The organism is Sheuella amnicola, from assembly GCF_010499255.1.
Taxonomy (GTDB): Bacteria; Pseudomonadota; Gammaproteobacteria; order Burkholderiales; family Burkholderiaceae_B; genus Zwartia; species Zwartia amnicola.
On sequence record NZ_JAAGRN010000006.1, the window covers coordinates 166,485 to 187,090 of the forward strand.

A 20,606-nucleotide genomic window follows, 5' to 3' on the forward strand; every position below is an offset into this window, starting at 1 on the left:
GGCTCAAAGAGCCGGGTAACACACCATCCGCCAGCAAGGACATCAGGTGGAGTTTAAAAAACCTGCATTCAAATCATTTGATTGACAGGCACCTATCAAAACGACGCACGCCAGAGATCCAGTATGGCCTGAACAGTTTGATCTATGGTCAGGTTGGAAGAATCTACTGTGTGGGCGCCTTGCGCCGGAACAAGTGGTGCGACGGCACGCCGCGTATCACGCGCGTCCCGCTCACGCATATCGCGAAGCAAGTCTGCTAGATTAGCAGAAATTCCCTTTTCGATCAATTGGTTACATCTTCGCTGCGCGCGCGCCTCCGCACTGGCAACTAAGAATATTTTTAATTTCGCATCCGGAAAGACAATCGTACCCATATCACGACCATCCGCCACCAGTCCGGGAAATCGCCTGAAAGCGCGTTGCCTATCGAGCAGAGCAGCCCGCAAGGCCGGATTAGGAGCTATCCGAGAAGCCAGATTGCCGACTTGCTCCTGACGAATCAGCTCGGACACCTCTTGCCCAGCCAATCGCACGCCGTTCTGATGAAACTCGACCTGCAGGACTTGAGCGGCACCTGCAACAGCATTTGCATCGTCAGGGTCAATCTGCTGATTCAGTATCGATAACGCGGTCAGTCTGTATAGTGCTCCACTATCCAGCACACTAAATCCAAGTGCGGAGGCGACGCGGTGTGCCACCGTACCCTTGCCTGATGCAGTTGGACCATCAATCGTAATAACCGGGGCAAGTTGCGTCATTTGGTCAAATCCCGATACACATCGAAATATGTCGGAAAGGTTTTGCTGACGCAGTCTGGATCCATAATTCTGACCGAAGCTGATCCAAAAGCGGCCAACGAGAAGCACATCGCCATGCGATGATCATCATATGTATCGATCACAGCGTCGTGCCACTGCCCCTTGGCAATAGGCGAAACACGAAGCCAATCCGGTCCGCTTGAAACCTCGGCTCCCAATTTACGCAATTCGGTCTGCATCGCGTGAATGCGATCAGTTTCTTTGACGCGCCAACTTGCGATGTTGCGAAGGGTGCACGGCCCGTCGGCAAATAATGCAAGTGCTGCCGCAGTCATGGCGGCGTCAGGGATGAGGTTGAAATCCGCATCAAAAGACTTCAGTCTTTGTCCTTCAGAAACATTTATCCCAGTGACTTCGATAGATGAACCGTCGCGCTTGACCTGGGCGCCCATTGCTTCGATCGTATCGGCAAAAGCCACGTCGCCCTGGATGCTCTGATCCCCTACACCAATCACTTTTACAGGGCCACCACCGATCGCACCAAGCGCCAGGAAATACGATGCAGATGAAGCATCTCCTTCAACGAAGATTCTCCCTGGTGATACATATCGGCTATCCGAAGCGACGATAAATTTCTGCCAGCCATGTCGTTCAACCCGCACTCCAAATCGCATCATCAGATTCAGAGTGATGTCAATGTAGGGTTTGGAAATCAAATCGCCAACAACGTCAATCGTCAAGGCGCGCCCAGTCTTGGCCACAACGAGCGGCGCGGACATCAACACGGCAGTCAGAAACTGACTGGAGACAGAGCCCTGAACGCTGACGCGATCCATTAAGGCTTTAGCAGGACTGATTTGCAAAGGCGGATAGCCGTTTTGGCCAAGGTAATCGATCTGAGCGCCCATTTCGCGCAACCCGTCGACCAGATCACCTATCGGTCGCTCGTGCATGCGCGGCACACCGCTCAACTTGTAATGACCACCCATGACTGTCAACGCCGCAGTCAATGGGCGAATCGCCGTGGCGGCATTGCCCATAAAAAGATCTGCCTGCTTGACAGGGAATGATTCGACTCCGCTCACCGTAACCGAATCACTGGCATGTCGTTCAATCTGAACACCCAGCGTCTGCAAAGCGGCAAGCATCACTTTTGTGTCATCCGACTGCAGCAAGCCGTCGATGCGAGTCTGTCCCGCCGCTAACGCCGAGAGTAGCAAGACGCGATTGGAAATACTTTTAGAACCCGGCAGCGTCACCGTCCCGTTAGCCCGGGTGACTGCGGGCAAGTCCAAAAATGGCAGATGGCTCATGACTGGTTTCCCGTCCAATTGGCACGCGCATGCGCCGAAGTTTCGAGCATATCCATCAGCCAGGCTTCATCGCTTTCTTGCAAAGCCTGTTCGGCACGATCCAGCACCTTGCGAAAGGCTGCGATCTCGGAGAGCATCGCCGAGCGATTGGCGATGAAAATATCACGCCACATTTCACCCGAGCCTTGCGCGACACGCGTGAAATCTCGAAAACCGGTCCCGGCGGTTTGCAGCTTGGTCTCGACATCTTCGCTCTGGATAATGTGCTGCATGAACAGTGCGGCAATCCAGTGGGGCATATGACTGACGGCAGCTACCGCTTTGTCATGCTGGGCAGGCTCAAGTGAGACAACTTTGGCTCCGCAACCTTGCCAGATGTTTCTGATCAATTCGACGCTTTTGGAGTCATTTTCAGGCAAAGGGGTCAAGATCACGCGCCGCCCCTTATATAAATTGGCATCTGCTGCTTGCGGCCCCTTTTCATGCGATCCTGCCATAGGATGCGAGGGAACAAACTGACCAATGCGATCCTTCAATCCCAGCCGCGCGGCATCGACAACATTTTGTTTAGTGCTGCCGCCATCGGTCAATAAACTGCCGGCCTTCAACCAAGGGGCAAGTTCGCTGAAAATTGTCGCAAAAGCGCCAACGGGAGCTGCGATGAAAATCAGATCAGCTCGCTCGGCAGCCTCTTTCAAACTCACTGCCTCGTCGATCAATCCAAGTTCTACAGCAGTAGCCAGGGTTTCGGGACGACGTCCCGCGCCCAGAATGCGCTTGACCAGACCCGCCTCGCGGCAAGCCGCAGCAAATGAACCACCGATCAACCCAACGCCGACAATGGCTAATGTGTCGACATGTGCGATGGGGCGTTGGGACTGCGCGCTCATTTATGAGACGTTTTCAAAATTGCAGTCAACGCATCGATGAATTTCTGATTTTCCTCAGGCAATCCGATCGATACACGCAACCACTCAGGCAATCCGTCGCCTGCAACAGGACGCACGATCACGCCACGCTTGAGCAATTCGAGATTGATGCGAGCGGCATCACCCACATGCACCAAAACGAAATTCGCAAAGCTAGGCACAAACTTCAGGCCTAATTGAGTGAAGGCATTCTGCAATTGTTTTTTGCCGTCGCGATTCACCGCAAAACTGCGTGCAAGAAAATCCTGATCTTTCAAAGCTGCAATCGCAGCTGCCTGAGCCAAAGAGTTCACGTTAAAAGGCTGACGCACACGATTAAGCAAGTCGGTCAGTACCGGCTGGGCAACGGCAAAACCCACACGCAAACCGGCTAGTCCATATGCCTTCGAAAATGAACGTGACACCAACAGATTCGGATATTTTTTGACAAGTCCGATGCTATCGACACGCAGTTCAGGTTCGAGAAATTCGTTGTATGCCTCATCCAGAACAACCGTCACTCGTGTGCCATGACGCTTGGCAACCTCTGCCAAAAATGACTCGAGTGCTGCATTGGACAAGTAAGTACCGGTGGGATTGTTCGGATTCGCGATAAAGACCAGGCGAGTTGTATCATCAATCGCTTCAAGCATCGCCGAAAGGTCATGACCATACTCGCGAGCCGGCACAACAATATGGCGGGCGCCACGCGCCTGAGTCGACAACTTGTAGACAACAAAAGCATGCTGCGAATACACGCAGGAAGTACCCGGTTCGAGCAAGGCCATCGCGACAAGCTCGAGAATATCGTTTGAACCGTTACCCAATGTCAACCAGGATTGAGGGACGTCATAGCGATCCGATAAAGCCTGCTTCAGTTCAAAGCCGGCAGGATCGGGATAGCGGCCTAAACCATTAATCGCCGCAGTCACCGCCTTTTGAGCAGAGGGTGGCATCCCAAGCGGATTCTCATTCGAAGCAAGCTTCACGATTTCAGCGGGATCGATACCGAACTCGCGCGCCAGCTCCTCGATGGGCTTGCCCGCCTGATACGGAGCGATAGCGGAGATGTGCGAGGGCGCGACTAGGGCCGAATGATTTGATGACATAGTTGAAAACCTTATTGCGAATTACTGCGCAGGGTAAGAGCCCAAGACCTTGAAGAATGCACACTTCTGTTCGAGTGCGGTCAACGCATTCTTAACGCGCGCATCTTCGCAATGTCCTTCGATATCGACGTAGAAGTAGTATTCCCATTGCCCGGTGCGTGCGGGACGCGATTCGAACCGCGTCATCGACACTCCGTTTTCGGATAAGGGGGAAAGCATCTCGTACACTGCCCCGGCGCGATTGGGCACAGCCAAAATCAAACTGGTCTTGTCGCGACCACTCGGCAATGTCGGGATATGGCCAATGGCAAGGAATCTGGTGCGGTTTTGCGGATCATCCTGAATACCGGCGGCAATCATGTTCAGGCCCCAGGTTTCAGCTGCGGCATCGCTTGCGATCGCAGCGACGGTCGGATCCTGAGACGCGATTCGTGCGGCTTCGGAATTGCTGGATACGGGTTCACGCGGCAGATTGGGATGATTGCGACTAAGCCATCCCTGACACTGAGCCAAAGCCTGAGGATGCGCAAGCACACGCGTCACGCCATTCAAATCAGGATTCAATGCCAACAGGCAATGACGAATCGGAATCGAACGCTCACCGATGATTTTCAGGGGCGATCCCAACAGCAGATCCAGCGTGCGGTTGACAGCACCTTCAGTGGAATTTTCGACGGGCACCATACCGACATTTGCGGCTCCGGCTTCGACAGAACGGAAAACCTCATCAAACGAAGGACATGGCACGCCCGTCACGGCATGCCCAAAATGAAGCAAAGCAGCCTGCTCGGAGAACGAACCGACCGGACCGAGAAATGCAACAGCCAACGCCTGCTCAAGACCGCGACATCCGGATATGATTTGCGTCCAGACAGCCTCTACCCCTTCAGACGGAAAAGGTCCGCGATTTTTTGCCTGTAACTGACGAATCACCTGAGATTCACGCTCAGGGCGCAACACCGGCCCCTCGGCATGAAAAGCATGCTTGACCTCGCCGACTTGCTGCGCAGTTTTGGCGCGCTGATTCAGCAGATCAAGAATTTCAGCATCAATCTGATCGATACGATCCCGCAAAGGGATCAACTTTGCTTGTAATGACTCATCCATGCGTACGCTCGAAATCTTTGAGGTAATCAATCAATGCCTGGACACCAGCCATCGGCATCGCATTGTAAATGGAGGCGCGCATTCCACCGACACTCTTATGCCCCTTTAACTGCATCAAGCCTCGCGCTTCGGCTCCTTTAAGAAACTCGGCATCCAGCGATGCGTCATTCAAAAAGAAAGGAGCATTCATGCGCGAGCGGGCAGACACTTCGACAGGAACTCGATAAAAATCGCTACGATCAAAAAAGCCATACAACGCTTGCGCCTTGGCGATATTCTGCTTTTCGAGAGCCGCCACTCCTCCCTGTTGCAATACCCACTTGAATACCAATCCGGCGATATAAATCGCATAGGCGGGTGGCGTATTGAACATGGAGCGTTCGGCAGCCACATTGGCATAGTTAAACGCAGAGGGGCAAATCGGCAAAGCATGTCCGATCAAGTCACGGCGTACGATCACAATCGTCACGCCTGCCGGGCCGGCATTTTTCTGCGCACCGGCAAAAATCATTCCGGTTTTGGATACATCCATAGGGCGCGACAAAAAATGTGAAGAGGCGTCTACCACCAATGGCACGCCGGGCGCGCCTAAATCAGCCGTGTTCGGCCAATCCATGGTTTCGACGCCACCGATGGTTTCATTACTGCAGATATGCAAATAAGATGCGTCTTTGCGCACTTGCCAAGACGATAACGGCGGGACCCACGTCCAGGGGTCGTACTGTTTGCCATTGATTTGCGTCGTTTCACCACCGGATGCGGCAATGTGAGCATCACCATATCGCAAACATTCTTTCTGTGACTTGACCGACCAAATTCCGGTCAACACAAAATCAGCCTTGTGCTGCGGGTTTAAACCCAACAGATTCATCGGAATGATGGCATTTTCTGCAGATGCGCCACCTTGCATGAACAACACCGCATAATCATCCGAAATCCCCACCAGACGACGTAAATCGTCTTCAGCCTCAGTGCAGATCTGAACAAATTGTTTGCCGCGATGGCTCATTTCCATCACGGACATACCGCTGCCATGCCAATCAAGCATCTCTGCAGCGGCTTGTTGCAACACGGCTTCTGGCATGGCCGACGGCCCGGCAGAAAAATTCCAGGGGCGCGTCGTCATATCAGGATTCCGATGCGGACTCGTCGGTGGTGTCCGTTCCGGTTACATCGCTTTCGGTATCTTCGCCATCCGCATCGCTTTCAACGACTCGACGCACACCTGAGAGCATGCTGCCATCGTCCACATTGATCAAGGTCACGCCTTGCGTGGCGCGACCCATCTCGCGAATTTCGGCAACCCGTGTACGCACGAGGACGCCACCGGTGGTAATCAGCATGATCTCATCCGTGGAGTTGGCCAAAACAGCTCCAACCACTTTACCGTTGCGCGCCGAGGTCTGGATGGCGATCATGCCCTTGGTGCCACGACCATGACGCGTGTATTCGGTAATCGGCGTACGCTTTCCAAAGCCGTTTTGCGTCGCGGTCAACACGGTTTGCGACTCGTCTCCGGACACCAGCATCGCGATCACGGACTGACCTTCCTCAAGCATCATACCTCGGACACCGCGGGCGTTACGTCCCATCGGACGCACATCGTTCTCGTCAAAACGCACGGCCTTTCCGGAATCCGAGAACAGCATGACATCATGCTTGCCATCTGTCAGTTCGGCTCCAATCAGGAAATCACCTTCATCCAAGTCGACCGCGATAATGCCGGCCTTACGAGGATTGGAGAAGTCAGACAACGGGGTCTTCTTCACAGTTCCACGCGAGGTAGCCATGAATACGGTCTGCACATCACTGAATTCCTTGATCGGCAGAACGACCGTAATCTTCTCTCCGTCGACCAACGGGAACATATTGACGATCGGCTTGCCGCGCGAGCTGCGCGTACCTTGCGGCACTTCCCATACCTTGAGCCAATACACACGGCCACGGTCCGAGAAACACAACAAATAATTGTGGGTATTCGCCACGAACAACTGGTCGATCCAGTCGTCTTCTTTAGTCGCCGCAGCCTGCTTACCGCGACCGCCACGACGCTGCGCGCGGTACTCGGACAACGGCTGGCTCTTGATGTAGCCGGCATGCGAAAGCGTCACGACCATATCGGCAGGCGTGATCAAATCCTCGGTGTCGAGCTCGGTCGCATTCAGTTCGATGTCCGAGCGACGGGTATCCTTAGCGTTGGTCGAGAATTCGGTCTTGATTGCCTGTAGTTCATCGCCGATGATCGCAGTGATACGCTCGGGCTTGGCCAGAATATCCAGCAGATCGGAAATCATATCCATGACGGACTTGTATTCGCCAACAATTTTGTCCTGCTCAAGGCCGGTCAGGCGTTGCAAGCGCATGTTCAGGATTTCCTGAGCCTGCGTCTCGGACAAGCGATACAAACCATCACCTTGCAAACCGAATTTATCCGGAAGATTATCAGGACGATACGCAGCGCGACCGCCTACCGCTTGCGCATCCGCACGCGACAGCATTTCGCGCACAAGGGATGAATCCCATGCCTTGTCCATCAAGTCCTGACGCGCAACGGGTGGGGTCGGAGCAGCCTTGATGATCGCGATGAATTCATCAATATTGGCCAACGCTACGGCAAGGCCCTCGAGCACATGTCCGCGTTCCCGTGCTTTACGCAACTGGAATACTGTTCGACGCGTGACAACCTCGCGGCGGTGGGACAGGAAGTATTCCACCATCTGCTTGAGATTGAGCAGACGAGGCTGCCCATCCACCAGCGCAACCAGGTTCATGCCGAACGTGTCTTGCAACTGCGTATGCTTGTACAGGTTGTTCAGTACAACCTCCGGTACCTCGCCGCGCTTGAGTTCGATGACCAGACGCATGCCGTCCTTATCGGACTCGTCACGAATATCGGAGATGCCTTCGATCTTCTTGTCGTTAACAAGCTCGGCGATGCGTTCTTGCAGAGTCTTCTTGTTGACTTGATAAGGCAAGGCATCGACCACGATCTGCTGTCGATTGCCCTTCTCCATATCTTCGAAGTGGGTTTTGGCGCGCATGATGACGCGACCACGCCCGGTGCGATAACCTTCACGCACGCCAACGATGCCGTAAATGATGCCGCCGGTCGGAAAATCGGGTGCGGGGATCAGTTCGATCAGCTCATCAACCGAGCAACCAGGATTGCGCAAGCAATACAGACAGCCATCCACCACCTCAGCCAGATTGTGCGGGGGAATATTAGTTGCCATACCCACGGCGATACCCGAACTTCCGTTGACCAGCAGATTGGGAAGCCGAGACGGCAGCAACAGCGGTTCGTTTTCGCTACCGTCGTAGTTGGGCCCGAAATCAACGGTTTCCTGGTCGATATCGGTAAGAAGCTCGTGAGCGATTTTGGCCAGACGGATTTCGGTGTAACGCATCGCCGCTGCGCTGTCACCGTCAACTGAACCAAAGTTACCCTGACCGTCAACCAGCATATAGCGCAGGGAAAAGTCCTGGGCCATACGCACGATGGTGTCGTATACAGCCTGGTCGCCGTGGGGATGGTATTTACCGATCACATCACCGACGATACGCGCGGACTTCTTGTAGGCGCGGTTCCAGTCGTTATTCAATTCATGCATCGCATACAAGACGCGGCGATGCACAGGCTTCAGACCATCCCGGACATCCGGGAGGGCGCGCCCGACGATCACGCTCATTGCGTAATCGAGATAACTGCGGCGCATTTCTTCTTCCAGTGAGATCGGAAGAGTTTCCTTGGCAAAGGAATCCATATAGTTCGCGGTAAAAGACAGCGGTTGATCACCCCGGTTCGGGGGCTAAAGGTCAACCTCGAATTCTACACCGACCCCTGCCTTTGTATGTTGCGCGAAATCCCCCTTTATATGTATACACTGGTGAACTATGACAGTTCGCGTCATATATCAGCCGCAAGGCGGACTACCTGGATCAATTCGACACTTCAAACTGAGCACAATTGAGTCCGAATGTAAATGGTGCAAAAAACTGACACTTGAGGATCAAATCAAGTCAGCTTGTTGCCAAAAACCAACATGAAACAGCCTTTAAACGTAGAAATGCTGATATCCATGCCCCTGTGACGCCATAAGAAAGACAAAAGTTCACTAAATGCCTTAAGATTCGTTCAGCACGCAGGAAACAATGTTGGTAATTTCTTTGAGGTTGCCACTGGGTGTTGATATACTTGCCCTGTTTTCTGAATGGTTTATTTTTTTATTTGCGGCGGGGGTTCGCTGCGAGTCACTTATCCAGCTTCAAGCTCAAACGAGGAGAAACATGAACAAACCCTCCAAATTCGCTCTGGCACTCGCCTTTGCTGCCATTACGGCAACCGGCGCAGCTTCCGCGCAAACGGTAGACAATTGGAAGAACGGCTCAAACGAGCTCATTTGGAAGAACGGTACCAATGAGCTCTGCTGGCGCGATGCATTCTGGACACCTGCTACGGGTGCTCAGGGTTGCGATGGCGTTGCTAAGCCAGTTGCTGCCAACCCAATGGCTGACAAGATTTCGATCAAAGCTGAAGCCCTCTTCGACTTTGACAAAGCTATCGTCAAACCAGAAGGCAAGAAGCTGCTTGACCAGGTTGTCGCTCAGACCCAGGCCATCAAGCTCGAGACCATCATTGCTGTTGGCTACACCGACTCGATCGGTACGGTTGACTACAACATCAAGCTGTCACAGCGTCGCGCTGCTGCAGTTAAGGCCTACTTGGTTTCGAAAGGTATCGATCCTAACCGTGTGACCACGGAAGGTAAAGGTAAGTCGAACCCAGTTGCTGACAACAAAACAGCTGCTGGTCGCGCCAAGAACCGCCGCGTTGAAGTCGAAATCATCGGCAGCAAGAAGTAATTCTTGTTAACGATTAGTGAATAGTGCCTAGGCACTGTTCACATCGACAAAAAGACCTCGCTTGCGAGGTCTTTTTTATTGCTTTTTTTGTTTTCGTTAAAGATTTAGAATCATCCCAGATTGCCGCCTATTTAATGCAATCTTGATTGACACCCCTATTTTCCGCCTTTTTAAGAATTAGCTGATTTTTATGTCGCTACACACCCCTACTCCCCCTGCTTCCGGCAATGTTGATCAGGCTGAAATCGATAAATTCAGTGCATTGGCTTCGCGCTGGTGGGATCCAAACAGCGAATTCAAGCCTTTACACGCAATTAATCCACTGCGTCTGGATTGGATCAAAGAGCTTACAGGTGGGATCGCCGGTAAAAACGTCATTGATATCGGTTGTGGCGGAGGCATTCTGGCAGAAAGCATGGCAGTCGCCGGTGCGACAGTCACTGGAATCGATTTAGCCGAAAAATCACTCAAAGTCGCTAAATTGCACGGACTGGAATCAGGAGTGCCGGTGACTTACCGCAATATCAGTGCCGAGGACATGGCTGCAGAACATCCAGGACAATTCGAGATTGTCACTTGCATGGAAATGCTTGAGCACGTACCTGATCCGGGATCCATCGTTCGAGCCTGCTCGACATTGGTCAAACCTGGTGGCTGGGTGTTTTTTTCCACGATCAACAGAAATCCGAAATCTTTCATGTTCGCAATTGTGGGTGCCGAATATATCTTGCGCCTGCTCCCACGCGGCACGCACAGCTGGAAAAATTTTATCCGCCCGAGCGAACTGGCCACATCAACCCGTGATGCGGGACTGGAACCAGTCGATATGCGTGGCATGGGTTACAACCCGATCACCGAGCACTATTCACTGAATCACGACACTAGCGTCAACTACCTGATGGCAACACGCAAATGAGCGCACTTGTTTTGTTTGATTTTGACGGGACTTTGGCAGATACCGCGCCGGATTTAGCCGCTGCGGCAAACAAGCAACGCATGCGTCGCGGCCTTGAACCGTTACCGGTCGATATTTTGCGCCCTTATGCTTCCGCTGGTGCACGCGGCTTGCTGCGCTGCGCATTGGACATGGCGACTGACCATCCTGAATACGAAGCGACACGCGTACAGTTTTTGAAAGACTATGAAGCGGCGATGACAGTCGATACCAGCTTATTTGATGGAGTGCCGGAGCTGTTGTCACAAATCAAATCCGAAGGCATGAAGTGGGGAATCGTCACTAATAAGGTGACCTACTTGGCGGCACCAATCGTTCAAGCACTTGGTCTGGCGGATGATTGCGCCGTCCTAGTCTGCGGTGATACGACTGCGCACGCCAAACCACATCCGCTTCCGCTTCTGCATGCCGCATCACAAGCCGGTTTTGATATCGAACGCTGCATGTATGTGGGCGATGACATTCGTGACATTCAGGCCGCCAAAGCTGCCGGCATGCCTTCAATCGCAGCCGCCTATGGCTATTGCGGACCTGATCATCCGGTTGAAACCTGGCAGGCGGACCACTGTGTTCAATCAGCGCGCGAGATGTGGCCGGCTATTCGGAAGTTAGTCCGCCAATGATCGCTATGACGTCAGTTGAAGCCAACTTATTCGCGCAAAACGGACTTGAATTTTTTCATTCTTGCCCTATTTAGGCTGTATGACAAAAGTTGTAACCGAAGATTGAACTCTTTTACGATTAAGTTGTCTTAACCCTTAGATTGTTCGTCTACAATCCAACTACTGGGGCCGATCCGGATTCGACGTGGGTCGCGACACAGTGCAGGGCATGTCGAGCACCAGTTCGCTCGTAAATCCACTGGAAAACTATAAACGCCAACGACGAGCGTTTCGCTCTGGCCGCTTAAGCGGTGAGCCGCTGCACTGATTTGTCTTTGGGTCAGGTGGGGTAACCCACAGCAGCGTCATTTACAAGGAATCGGGGTTGTCTGGGTCACACAGCCAATTCTTAAAACTATGTGAATCGCCAAGGTCCGGCCTGTCGGTTGGCTAAGTCCGAGGTTAAACAAAAAATAAATCGACTACACATGTAGAACTGCCTGCAGAGGTCTCGCGGACGGGGGTTCAATTCCCCCCGGCTCCACCAATACCGCACATACCAACCCTTCGGGGTTGGTATTTTTTTGCCTACAGATTTGGGTTCATGCGAGCTCCCGCGGGGTGTTACGGACTGTAGAGAATATGGTTCAGGGCCGTAAAAGGGAGCGTTTTGTCTCTGGGGGCGGAATGTCTCTGAATTTCACAGCCTTAGATACTGATCGAAGTCCGCAAGTGTCTTATACAAATACTATAAAAATCAATATGTTACTTGCGGACTAAGCGAGTGTTTTTTTATTTAGCATTGGTAAGTAAATCGGAGAGCTGTAAAGCTGTGTGGCGTCTGTTGAGACACTCATCTGCTCATAATATTCATCAACAGCATGTTCAAACCTTTATATGTAAAACTGAATTTGTCTCGCCAAAGAAAACACTTTTTAAACTGGCGAGTATTATGTAAGTAACCAATAATTTTAGGTAGTCCTTCACATGAAAACATTTCGTTTGTGTTTGCTGCTAACAGCAATGGCGTTTGTTTCGGGGTGTGCTGTACAAACACCACCAATCGCGCAAAAAGAAGCCCCACAATCAGCACAAGCACAAAGGGAAGCTCAAGCTGCCGTCAAGGCTCAGGCGCCAGCCACTCCCACCTTAAAACGCAAAATTGCTCTTGGTCGAGTGACCAACGAAACCGTCTACGGTCGATCGCTTCTTCGAGACCAATTCAACGACCCACTCGGAAAACAAGTCACTGACATGATGAGTAAGGCTCTTACAGAGTCTGGTGCCTACTTGGTGTTTGAGCGCCCTGATATTGGACGAGTTCAGAGCGAGAGCCAATTAACTGGATCAAAATTGAATCTGATTGGTGTTGATACCCTGATTGTTGGATCACTTACAGAATTTGGTCGAAAAACGGTAGGTCAGAGCGGTTTTGTATCTGCTAGCAAAAAACAAGTCGCCTTTGCCAAAATTGATATACGGTTGGTAGACACCAGCAACGGACATGTTTACTTTGCCACGTCAGGCGCCGGCGAAGCATCTAATGAAGCTTCTTCCACCTTTGGCTTCGGCTCAAGAGCCGATTACGATGGAACACTAGGAGATGCAGCTATCAGTCAAGCCGTCGGTGATGCCATCAGCAAGATGACCATGGAAATCAACACCAAGCCTTGGCAAACTTATATTCTAAAAGCTGAAGGTTCTCGCATTTTCATTGGCGGAGGCAAGAGTCAAGGCATCAAGCCCGGTATGACATTTTCAGTTCTGACAGCAGGCGAAACTATTAAATCACCTCAAACTGGCGCCAACATTACATTGCCAGGGCAAGCGATTGCGACGATTAGGGTGGACTCCTTGTTTGGGGAGGGTGAACTCAACGAAGGATCTGTAGCCAGCGTCGTCAGCGGCTCGATTGGAAATAAAAAAATTCGCGACATGGTGATACGCTTTGATGGAGCGCAATAAAAATGATTAAAAAATCTCTCAAATTTTTAATGCTCGCTTTCATCTCGTGTACGGTTTTATCTGCATGCACACAGTGGCCTACCGAAAAGCGTAGCACTGTAGATACAAGACCAGGGATTTCTTTTAAAGCCCCAAATGATGCAATGCTAGATGCAACGGTGAAAGTTGATGGTTTGGATGTGGGAGTGGCGCGTAACTACAAAGATGGCGAAGCAGCCCTCAGATTACTTCCTGGACCTCACATTATCAGCATTTACCTTGATAACAAAAAAATTATTGAAGAAAAAATCTATGCCGGCGACGGCATCAATCAAACTTTCGTGATTAGGTAATCTTCGCATGCGCCTTGCTCTGATTCTTTCGCTTGCAGTACTCGTGGGGCTATCTGGCTGCGCGACTAAAAAATACCAATGGAATGATTATGAGCGAAAGCTCTATGAAGCCTATAAGGATCCTAGTCAGGTTGAAGCATTAAAAATCAGGCTTGAAGAAACAACTTCAGCACTCGAAGCAAGTGATCAAAAAGTTCCCCCGGGTCTTTATGCAGAACTTGGCACTCTTTATCTAGAAGAAGGCTCAGTTGATAAGGCAAAGATCTACTACGCAAAAGAAAGAGATGCCTGGCCAGAAAGCAAAACGTTGATGGATTCGTTGATCAACAACCTCAACAGCAGAGAAAAGAAATTAGGACAGGATAAAAAATGAGACGAATTCTATCGATGGCATTCCTAATTCTTCTGACTGGGTGTGCAGGTGTTCAAAAAAAGGATATGTCAGCTTTCAATACTGCTGCCCCCAGATCGATTCTGGTGGTGCCTGTTGTAAACAAGTCGCTTGATCTTGATGCGCCCTCCTACGCGCTAGCAACCTTACCCATCCCGTTGGCAGAAAAGGGATACTACGTTTTTCCTGTTCATACAACCAAAGTGGTTCTCGAGCAGGAGGGATTTTACGAAAGCGACCGAATCCACAAGGAAGATGCCGCTCACTTAGCCAGCATATTTGGTGCAGACTCCGTCCTTTTCGTAACTATCAATCGATGGGATGCGCAGTACGCATTCATCACAACTACCGTAACAGTTGAAATTAATTATCGACTGGTTAGCAAAGACAATGTTGAACTCTGGAATGAAGATAAAAAACTAGTTTATTCGCCTAGCAACAGCAGCGGTGGACACCCTCTCGCTATGTTGATAGTCGCAGCCATTAACGCTGCAGTCACGCGTGCGGCACCAAATTACATTCCGTTGGTTCAACAGGCACACGCACAAGTTTTTTTGATGGGGCCTAATGCACTTCCTGATGGCCCCTACACTGACATAAAAAAATAGTTCTAACTTGCGAATGATTATCTGGCTAGCACGTAATTTCTAATTTTACTTGCCATGAAAAACCACAAACCGAAGGACTATTATTACTAATGGAAAAACTTAAAGGGTATCTTGGTCTTTTGCTAGCTTTAGCCATGTTAATTTTATTTAAAACATTACCAAGTAATTACCCATACTCAACCACCTTAACTCCGTTTGATAACAACGCAGTTACGCGACTTGCACTCCAAGGGAGCTCAGATCTAAAACTTTGGCAAAATGCAACAAACGCCCTGGGATTTTGCCGCGGCAAAGAAAACGGTAAATCACAAAGTTCTTATTATTATGGAAGCTACGATTGTGCAAAGCAGTTATCACAAAATATTTATGCTTATCCTTACCTAGGTAACCTTTACAAACTGAATCCCGAACTAGCAGCTCTAACTAGCGATTATTTGAGAGATTTTTCTGCAAAAAATGAGGAAAAATATCCGAACGAGCCCTCAATTGTTTTTTATCATCGCGAATTTAGTTCAACAATTTTGGAATATATCAAAAGCACTCAATCAAAGTTACGCTTTCAGATATATTTAATAAATACCCTATACATAGGATTAATTATCCTAACTTTTGTTTTTAGAAGACGCGTTGGAGCGGCATTAATATATCCATTTATGATCTTCTGGATTTTGACTGGCAAGATTTGGGGACTAGCAAAAAAAGCACACAAAAAAATCTAATTTATCTATTCAATAACTATCGCTAACTGTCGTCAATAATGGCATATGTTGAATTACGATAAAAGACAATGCGAATTTTTAGAGCTCTATATGCTGGCATCAAAAAATTTCTTTCCTTTATTTGATCATCCCAAAGCGACAACCGATTTACAGCAATATCAAACAAAGTCAGGTGATCAGGTAAACTCATCATCCAAAATTGCTTCAAAGATATCAGGCGCAAGCACCGTCAAGTTCATCATGCGACTGACGTAACTATTGTTGACTCCCTCATGGGCAGCGATCTCTCGCAGTGAACTTACCTGTCCTGATTCCAGCATCGCAAGCTAGCGATGCCCCCTTGCCAACGCAAGCGAAGATCCACTCAGCAATCTGTCGGGCCGAGAATTTCTCATCAGGATGCGAGGTCAGGTAGTCGACGATCGATTTGCCAAGGTTAAGCGCCTTTTTTCTATCTTCCGTTCGTATTGCACTCAAGCCGGTACCGCATTGAAACTCTCGACCTGGGTTGCGTTGCTGTTCTTGCCGACGAAGATCGACTCCAGTTGCGGGAAAACTGGGAGCTTCAGACGACGCTCCTTGAGGCAAAACGGCAGCACCCAGAGCCGCATTCCGCTGGACTTCGGAAAAACAAACACGGGCAGCGGGTCGTCGAATGCATCCGTTCTGGGGTAGATCAAAACAACATCCCCGGTGCCGTCCAGATAACTTAATCCATAGGCTTGCAGCTGGTAAAAGTCGCTCTGGGACAAACCGTATTTGTCCGTTCCGTTCGCCTTCAGACCATCGAGCAGCTTCCACTTGGTGTCGAGCACCAGTAAATCTCGATCTGAATCCCGAATCAGCAAATCTGGCTTCAACCGAAACCAATTCATTTCGCAGTGGCGAACCAGGTGATGACTGCGTGCCTGGGTCTTCAAGATGAGAGGTGGAGTCAGCTGCCGTACAAGATGCGTGGCCACATACGCTTCAAAGACCGCCTCCATCGGAAACAACAATGATGGAGCGGTGTATCGCCCCGAGCCCGTCAGAGGAGATTCTTCGTTCAAGATGAGGCGTGCCCAAGCAAGGGCATCGACATAGTAGCCCATGCCTCTGTCCAGTCGCACCTGCTGGAAATCGATCAGGGTTTGCGTGGAAGGCGGAACGTCCGCAAAAACGAAATCCAGTTCTCGGGCTAGCTGCTGGTTGGCATTCATTCCAGTCAGAATCAACACGCGCCGTAACGCCGTGTGTAGCAGGCGGTTTTCTGGTCGATCCGTCGAAAACTCATCTTGCTCAGTGAAAAAGCGGTCTGCCCGGAACATGTTCTGCCGCAAGTGTGGTGACATCAGAAGTTTGCCACGCAAGGCAAACAAGTTGTCCTGCCGCTGGCGGTAGTCACTCCGAAGACCACGCTTGACGATGTGCTCGACAGCGCGCAGAAACTCGCTGATGAAAATTTCCAATAGCGGCATCCGCGCCGCAGAAAGTTGGGCTCTATTGGTCAGCACATGCCTAAAGGCATCCAGACAGCACAGCATTTCAATCAGCAACTGACGCGCCTCGACCGCACCGCCACCGATGGCCTTGCCGACTTTCGGCAGCACCTCTATCTGGTATCCGTCCGGTGCACGAATGACGCCGACAAAGCTGGTCACTTGGATGACACGGCGTCCACGACGCTGTGCCCAGCGCAGCCAGGCGGCATCTCCCGCGTCTGCAGCGCGCAGGCACTGCTCCTCAAGCCAGCCAAATACGCTGGCAGGAACCTGGTGCACGTCATCGATAACCGTGAAGTCCGCCTCCGCTGACGCAAGTGCATCAAACTCGTAAATCGTCAAGCCATTCATCAGACTGGCAGCGTCTGGTAGATGCCAATGTAGGCATCCGGGTTGGTGAACGCCGCATCCTGAACCACGTAGCGCTGCTTGGTGGCATAGGTGTCCAGGCCGTGATCGCTGCCGAACAAACGCGCCAGATCCTCTTCATGGTCCTGGCTCTCAATCACAAACCTCGACGCCTCGGGTTTCTGGTTGTCTGCCAACACAAGCCGGATTTTTTGCCAGTCTTCGAAGAAGTATTCCTCGAGCAAGGGAACGATGCGATTACTGAAGACCTGCGACAACGCCACGAGCCGTTCGTCTCCGTCAGGGACTTGTACAAGCGACGTGAAGTAAGCATGACCGATGCAGTGATCGCGGTCGTAAAGTGCCTCGACACGCTGATTGATGACGGACAGCATTCGCGGGATGTCGATCACCTGCCCACCCAATGTCACCCGCAGACCAAAAAGTGGCGTACCCGCCTCATCACGCGCGTCCGGCAGCACAGGCACAAAGTCGAACCTGCGGCGCAGCGCTGTATCAAGCAGGGCAAGCGACCGATCCGCTGTGTTCATCGTGCCGATGATGTCAACGTTGGGTGGTACCGAGAATGATTCGCCCGAGTACGGCAACGTGACCGAGATGGTGTTTTCCGCACCCTCACGCTTGTCCGGTTCGATCAATGTGATCAGTTCGCCGAAAATCTTGCTGATGTTGCCCCGGTTGATCTCGTCGATGACCATGGCAAAGCGCTGCTCCGGTGCGAGGCGTGCCTTGCGGCACAGATCCTTGAATGCGCCTGGGCGTATTTCGTACTTGATCGCGCCCGATTCTGTGCCGTCATCCAACACCGGACGCAGGCCTTCCACGAACTCCTCGTAACTATACGATTGATGGAACGTGACAAAGCTGTAGTGACGAAGGATTTCCGAAGACTGGGCGCCAGCCCGGTACTCCTTGAGCAAGGCAACGAGGTCGGCGCAAGCTTCTTCACATTCACCGGCCAGTTGCCAAACGGACTCCTCGCTCTTGTCGAATACCTGCGGGCTAAAGCGCAGCTTCTGTTTGACAGTCGTGGATTCATCAACTGTGCGTTCCTGCAGCGTCGTCCAGATTGTCTGTCGCAGGTTGTCCTTGCGGCCCTTGGCCGTCGCCAGTGCATCGATGAAGGGGTGCGCCAATAGCTGGCTCACGTTGGCTTTTCCGCCAAGGTCAATCAACGCCAATACGGCAGCTTCCCACCATTTGAGCGGAGCGATCCTGTCAGCGATAAATTGGCTCTGCCATTCCGCCGCAGACACCGACGTCATTGCTTGCTCATAGTCTCGCCGCAGCAATTTGGAAACTTCGTATGTCTTGCCTGTCCCGGGCGGCCCGTAGTAGATGCGATTGAAGGCTTGCGTGACAGCGGCATCCATCGGTGGCTCCTCGTCATCTGATTCCTCATCGGACTCCGTCGGGTCATCCCGTAGTTGGTCAGGCCACAGACCTGGGCGTTCGGTTTCCAACACCAACCACTCGTCCAACGTTTCACGCTCGGCGACAAAGGCGGCTTCGATTTTCGCCACCAGATCATCGGTCAGTGGCTCCCGGTTCAACTTTGGCACGGCACCGACATCGCGTGTCCAGGATATTTTTCGAGTGCGGGTGCCACGGATCACACCGAGCACACCGATCGCACGCTCACTGCCAGGGTTCTTGCGGCCAAAGCGGACCTGAATCCCTTTGCCCATGTGCCACCAATCCAGCCCCGCCGCGTGAACGGCTCTGGCCAACCGGCAAAACCTAGCCTTGTCCTGCGCCGACCACGAAGCCCGGAAGGTCTTGAAGGTGGGCTTGCCATCGAAGTGCTTGAGCAGGTCTTCGTCGCTGAGTTTTTCACCCAAATCCAGCTTGGCCACCACCTCGTCATAGCGGACGCCGAATTTGCGAATGGCCTCGATGCTCCAATCGACCAATTCAGCCAGCGATTTGCCCAGCCCTTCTGACGCCGGCAGCATCGCGACGATGGGCGACCCGTTGTCGTAGTCGCCGCGCAGCGCAAGGTAGTTACGGCGCACGGGTGCACCCTCATCAAGCCCGACCGTGTCGATCTTGACCACAAAGCCATCATCAGCCCCAATCCCCACGGTATAAGCCAGTTCCTTGGGGGAATCCGCTGCCGGGTAGATGCGCGCCCAGTTGTACGGCAGGAAGGAATTTGCCTGACTGGTCGGGCGCTTGCGAACCTTGATCACACCCGTCGGGAACAACTTGGTCTTCACCTCGTTGGCCCACGCCTCGGTGACCTCGTAGGCCTTCTTCAATTCCTCGTAGGCGCGGTTCTGCTCGGGGTTGGATTCGTCCCGCTTTTGCCCCTTCCACTTGTTAAGCAGTTTGAAGTGGTCACTGGTGAAATAGTCGGCCATGCTTTCTTATATCCCCTCAACATCAATTCCGTGTTCGGCCAGCCAGGCCTTCCGCTGCGCATAGTCCGGCATTGCACGCTCAACGCGCAGCCAGAAGGCAGGAGTGTGGTGTGGCTCGTGCAGGTGGGCAATTTCGTGCACCACCACATATTCCGCAATGCGGGCGGGCAGCAAGATTGTTTTCCAGTGGAAGTAAAGCCAATCGCCCTTGCCGCAAGAACCCCAGCGATAGCCCAGGTCCTGCACCTTCACGCCAGTCGGAGCCACCTCCATGCGTGACTGGTAGTCGGCCACCCTACCCGACAGCCAGACCCGAGCCTTTTCGCTATACCAACGGATGAAGTGCTCCCGTGCGCCTGCCTGCGCATCGGGGCGCAGCGCAAAGCGGCCATTCACTAACTTCAAGGGGAAGTCTTGGTCATCGACCAATTTCAGCCGATGGCTGCGCCCGAGGTACAGGAAGCCCTCGCCGCCAACGAACTCTTTGCGCGGCACTTTGCGTTGCAGCCGGTCTTTCTCGGCCAGTTTGGTATAGATCCAGAAGCGCTTCTCGCTGACAAAGTCACCGAGTTGGTCGATGCCCACCTCGGGCGGTGCGCTCAGAATCAGTTCCCCCGTTCTTTCGACCGTGATTTGCATCGTCCGGCGCCGGGCACTGCGCCGTATCGTGAATTGCAAGTCGTCCACCTGGATGCAAGCCTCTGCCTCGGCTCCACGGCTGTCCACGTGGTGGTTGGTAGATTTCAGGGACGCCAGCATGGAT

Annotated in this window: 18 protein-coding genes and 1 other RNA gene; 9 read left to right on the forward strand and 10 right to left on the reverse strand. The window is 52.0% G+C overall.

Features of this window, described 5'->3' with window-relative positions; translation table 11 throughout:
• Nucleotides 1-95 precede the first annotated feature (95 nt).
• The 7 genes from cmk to gyrA are packed head-to-tail and all read right to left on the reverse strand — an operon-like array spanning nucleotide 96 to nucleotide 8,959.
• The gene (gene cmk / locus G3I67_RS10570) at nucleotides 96-758 is read right to left on the reverse strand and encodes a (d)CMP kinase (protein ID WP_163655089.1); all 663 of its coding nucleotides are present in this window, start codon (nucleotides 756-758) and stop codon (nucleotides 96-98) included.
• Complete coding sequence (aroA, locus tag G3I67_RS10575; protein ID WP_163655095.1) at nucleotides 755-2,071, reverse strand: 3-phosphoshikimate 1-carboxyvinyltransferase; 1,317 nt, start codon at nucleotides 2,069-2,071, stop codon at nucleotides 755-757. Before aroA ends, cmk begins: the two co-directional genes overlap by 4 nt.
• A complete protein-coding gene (locus tag G3I67_RS10580) occupies nucleotides 2,068-2,961 on the reverse strand; it encodes a prephenate dehydrogenase (protein WP_163655097.1) in 894 nt (297 codons plus the stop codon). Before G3I67_RS10580 ends, aroA begins: the two co-directional genes overlap by 4 nt.
• The gene (hisC, locus tag G3I67_RS10585) at nucleotides 2,958-4,088 is read right to left on the reverse strand and encodes a histidinol-phosphate transaminase (RefSeq protein ID WP_163655099.1); all 1,131 of its coding nucleotides are present in this window, start codon (nucleotides 4,086-4,088) and stop codon (nucleotides 2,958-2,960) included. The genes G3I67_RS10580 and hisC overlap by 4 nt, the downstream gene beginning before the upstream one ends.
• 21 nt (nucleotides 4,089-4,109) lie before the next feature.
• Complete coding sequence (gene pheA / locus G3I67_RS10590; protein ID WP_163655101.1) at nucleotides 4,110-5,195, reverse strand: prephenate dehydratase; 1,086 nt, start codon at nucleotides 5,193-5,195, stop codon at nucleotides 4,110-4,112.
• The gene (serC, locus tag G3I67_RS10595; protein ID WP_163655103.1) at nucleotides 5,188-6,321 is read right to left on the reverse strand and encodes a 3-phosphoserine/phosphohydroxythreonine transaminase; all 1,134 of its coding nucleotides are present in this window, start codon (nucleotides 6,319-6,321) and stop codon (nucleotides 5,188-5,190) included. The genes pheA and serC overlap by 8 nt, the downstream gene beginning before the upstream one ends.
• A gap of 1 nt (nucleotide 6,322) precedes the next feature.
• On the reverse strand, nucleotides 6,323-8,959 hold the full coding sequence (gene gyrA / locus G3I67_RS10600) for a DNA gyrase subunit A (protein WP_163655105.1): 2,637 nt from the start codon (nucleotides 8,957-8,959) through the stop codon (nucleotides 6,323-6,325).
• Between the two features lie 523 nt (nucleotides 8,960-9,482).
• On the opposite strand from gyrA, the gene ompA reads away from it, so the two are divergent.
• The 9 genes from ompA to G3I67_RS10645 all read left to right on the forward strand — a co-directional run bounded on the left by ompA (nucleotide 9,483) and on the right by G3I67_RS10645 (nucleotide 15,630).
• A complete protein-coding gene (ompA, locus tag G3I67_RS10605) occupies nucleotides 9,483-10,058 on the forward strand; it encodes an outer membrane protein OmpA (protein WP_163655107.1) in 576 nt (191 codons plus the stop codon).
• Between the two features lie 190 nt (nucleotides 10,059-10,248).
• The gene (gene ubiG, locus G3I67_RS10610) at nucleotides 10,249-10,974 is read left to right on the forward strand and encodes a bifunctional 2-polyprenyl-6-hydroxyphenol methylase/3-demethylubiquinol 3-O-methyltransferase UbiG (RefSeq protein ID WP_163655109.1); all 726 of its coding nucleotides are present in this window, start codon (nucleotides 10,249-10,251) and stop codon (nucleotides 10,972-10,974) included.
• Nucleotides 10,971-11,636, forward strand: coding sequence for a phosphoglycolate phosphatase (gene gph, locus G3I67_RS10615; RefSeq protein ID WP_163655111.1), 666 nt, complete (start codon nucleotides 10,971-10,973; stop codon nucleotides 11,634-11,636). Before ubiG ends, gph begins: the two co-directional genes overlap by 4 nt.
• Nucleotides 11,637-11,800: 164 nt before the next feature.
• Nucleotides 11,801-12,162, forward strand: a transfer-messenger RNA (tmRNA) gene (gene ssrA, locus G3I67_RS10620).
• Between the two features lie 440 nt (nucleotides 12,163-12,602).
• Nucleotides 12,603-13,580, forward strand: a complete 978-nt coding sequence (locus G3I67_RS10625; RefSeq protein ID WP_163655113.1) for a CsgG/HfaB family protein — start codon at nucleotides 12,603-12,605, stop codon at nucleotides 13,578-13,580.
• A 2-nt stretch (nucleotides 13,581-13,582) separates the two neighbouring features.
• The gene (locus tag G3I67_RS10630; RefSeq protein WP_163655115.1) at nucleotides 13,583-13,912 is read left to right on the forward strand and encodes a hypothetical protein; all 330 of its coding nucleotides are present in this window, start codon (nucleotides 13,583-13,585) and stop codon (nucleotides 13,910-13,912) included.
• A 7-nt stretch (nucleotides 13,913-13,919) separates the two neighbouring features.
• Nucleotides 13,920-14,285: a DUF4810 domain-containing protein gene (locus G3I67_RS10635; protein ID WP_163655117.1), complete on the forward strand. Its 366-nt coding sequence runs from the start codon at nucleotides 13,920-13,922 to the stop codon at nucleotides 14,283-14,285.
• Nucleotides 14,282-14,911 carry a DUF799 domain-containing protein gene (locus tag G3I67_RS10640; protein ID WP_163655120.1) on the forward strand — a complete coding sequence of 210 codons (630 nt, stop codon included), beginning with the start codon at nucleotides 14,282-14,284 and terminating at the stop codon, nucleotides 14,909-14,911. Before G3I67_RS10635 ends, G3I67_RS10640 begins: the two co-directional genes overlap by 4 nt.
• Before the next feature lie 89 nt (nucleotides 14,912-15,000).
• Nucleotides 15,001-15,630 (forward strand): hypothetical protein, encoded by a 630-nt coding sequence (locus G3I67_RS10645; protein WP_163655122.1) that lies wholly within the window; start codon nucleotides 15,001-15,003, stop codon nucleotides 15,628-15,630.
• A gap of 473 nt (nucleotides 15,631-16,103) precedes the next feature.
• Here the strand turns inward: G3I67_RS10645 and G3I67_RS10650 are convergent, their stop codons facing one another.
• The 3 genes from G3I67_RS10650 to G3I67_RS10660 are packed head-to-tail and all read right to left on the reverse strand — an operon-like array spanning nucleotide 16,104 to nucleotide 20,602.
• On the reverse strand, nucleotides 16,104-17,462 hold the full coding sequence (locus tag G3I67_RS10650; RefSeq protein WP_163655126.1) for an McrC family protein: 1,359 nt from the start codon (nucleotides 17,460-17,462) through the stop codon (nucleotides 16,104-16,106).
• Nucleotides 17,462-19,843, reverse strand: a complete 2,382-nt coding sequence (locus G3I67_RS10655; protein WP_163655128.1) for an McrB family protein — start codon at nucleotides 19,841-19,843, stop codon at nucleotides 17,462-17,464. Before G3I67_RS10655 ends, G3I67_RS10650 begins: the two co-directional genes overlap by 1 nt.
• A 6-nt stretch (nucleotides 19,844-19,849) precedes the next feature.
• The gene (locus tag G3I67_RS10660; protein ID WP_163655130.1) at nucleotides 19,850-20,602 is read right to left on the reverse strand and encodes a M48 family metallopeptidase; all 753 of its coding nucleotides are present in this window, start codon (nucleotides 20,600-20,602) and stop codon (nucleotides 19,850-19,852) included.
• Nucleotides 20,603-20,606: the final 4 nt, after the last annotated feature.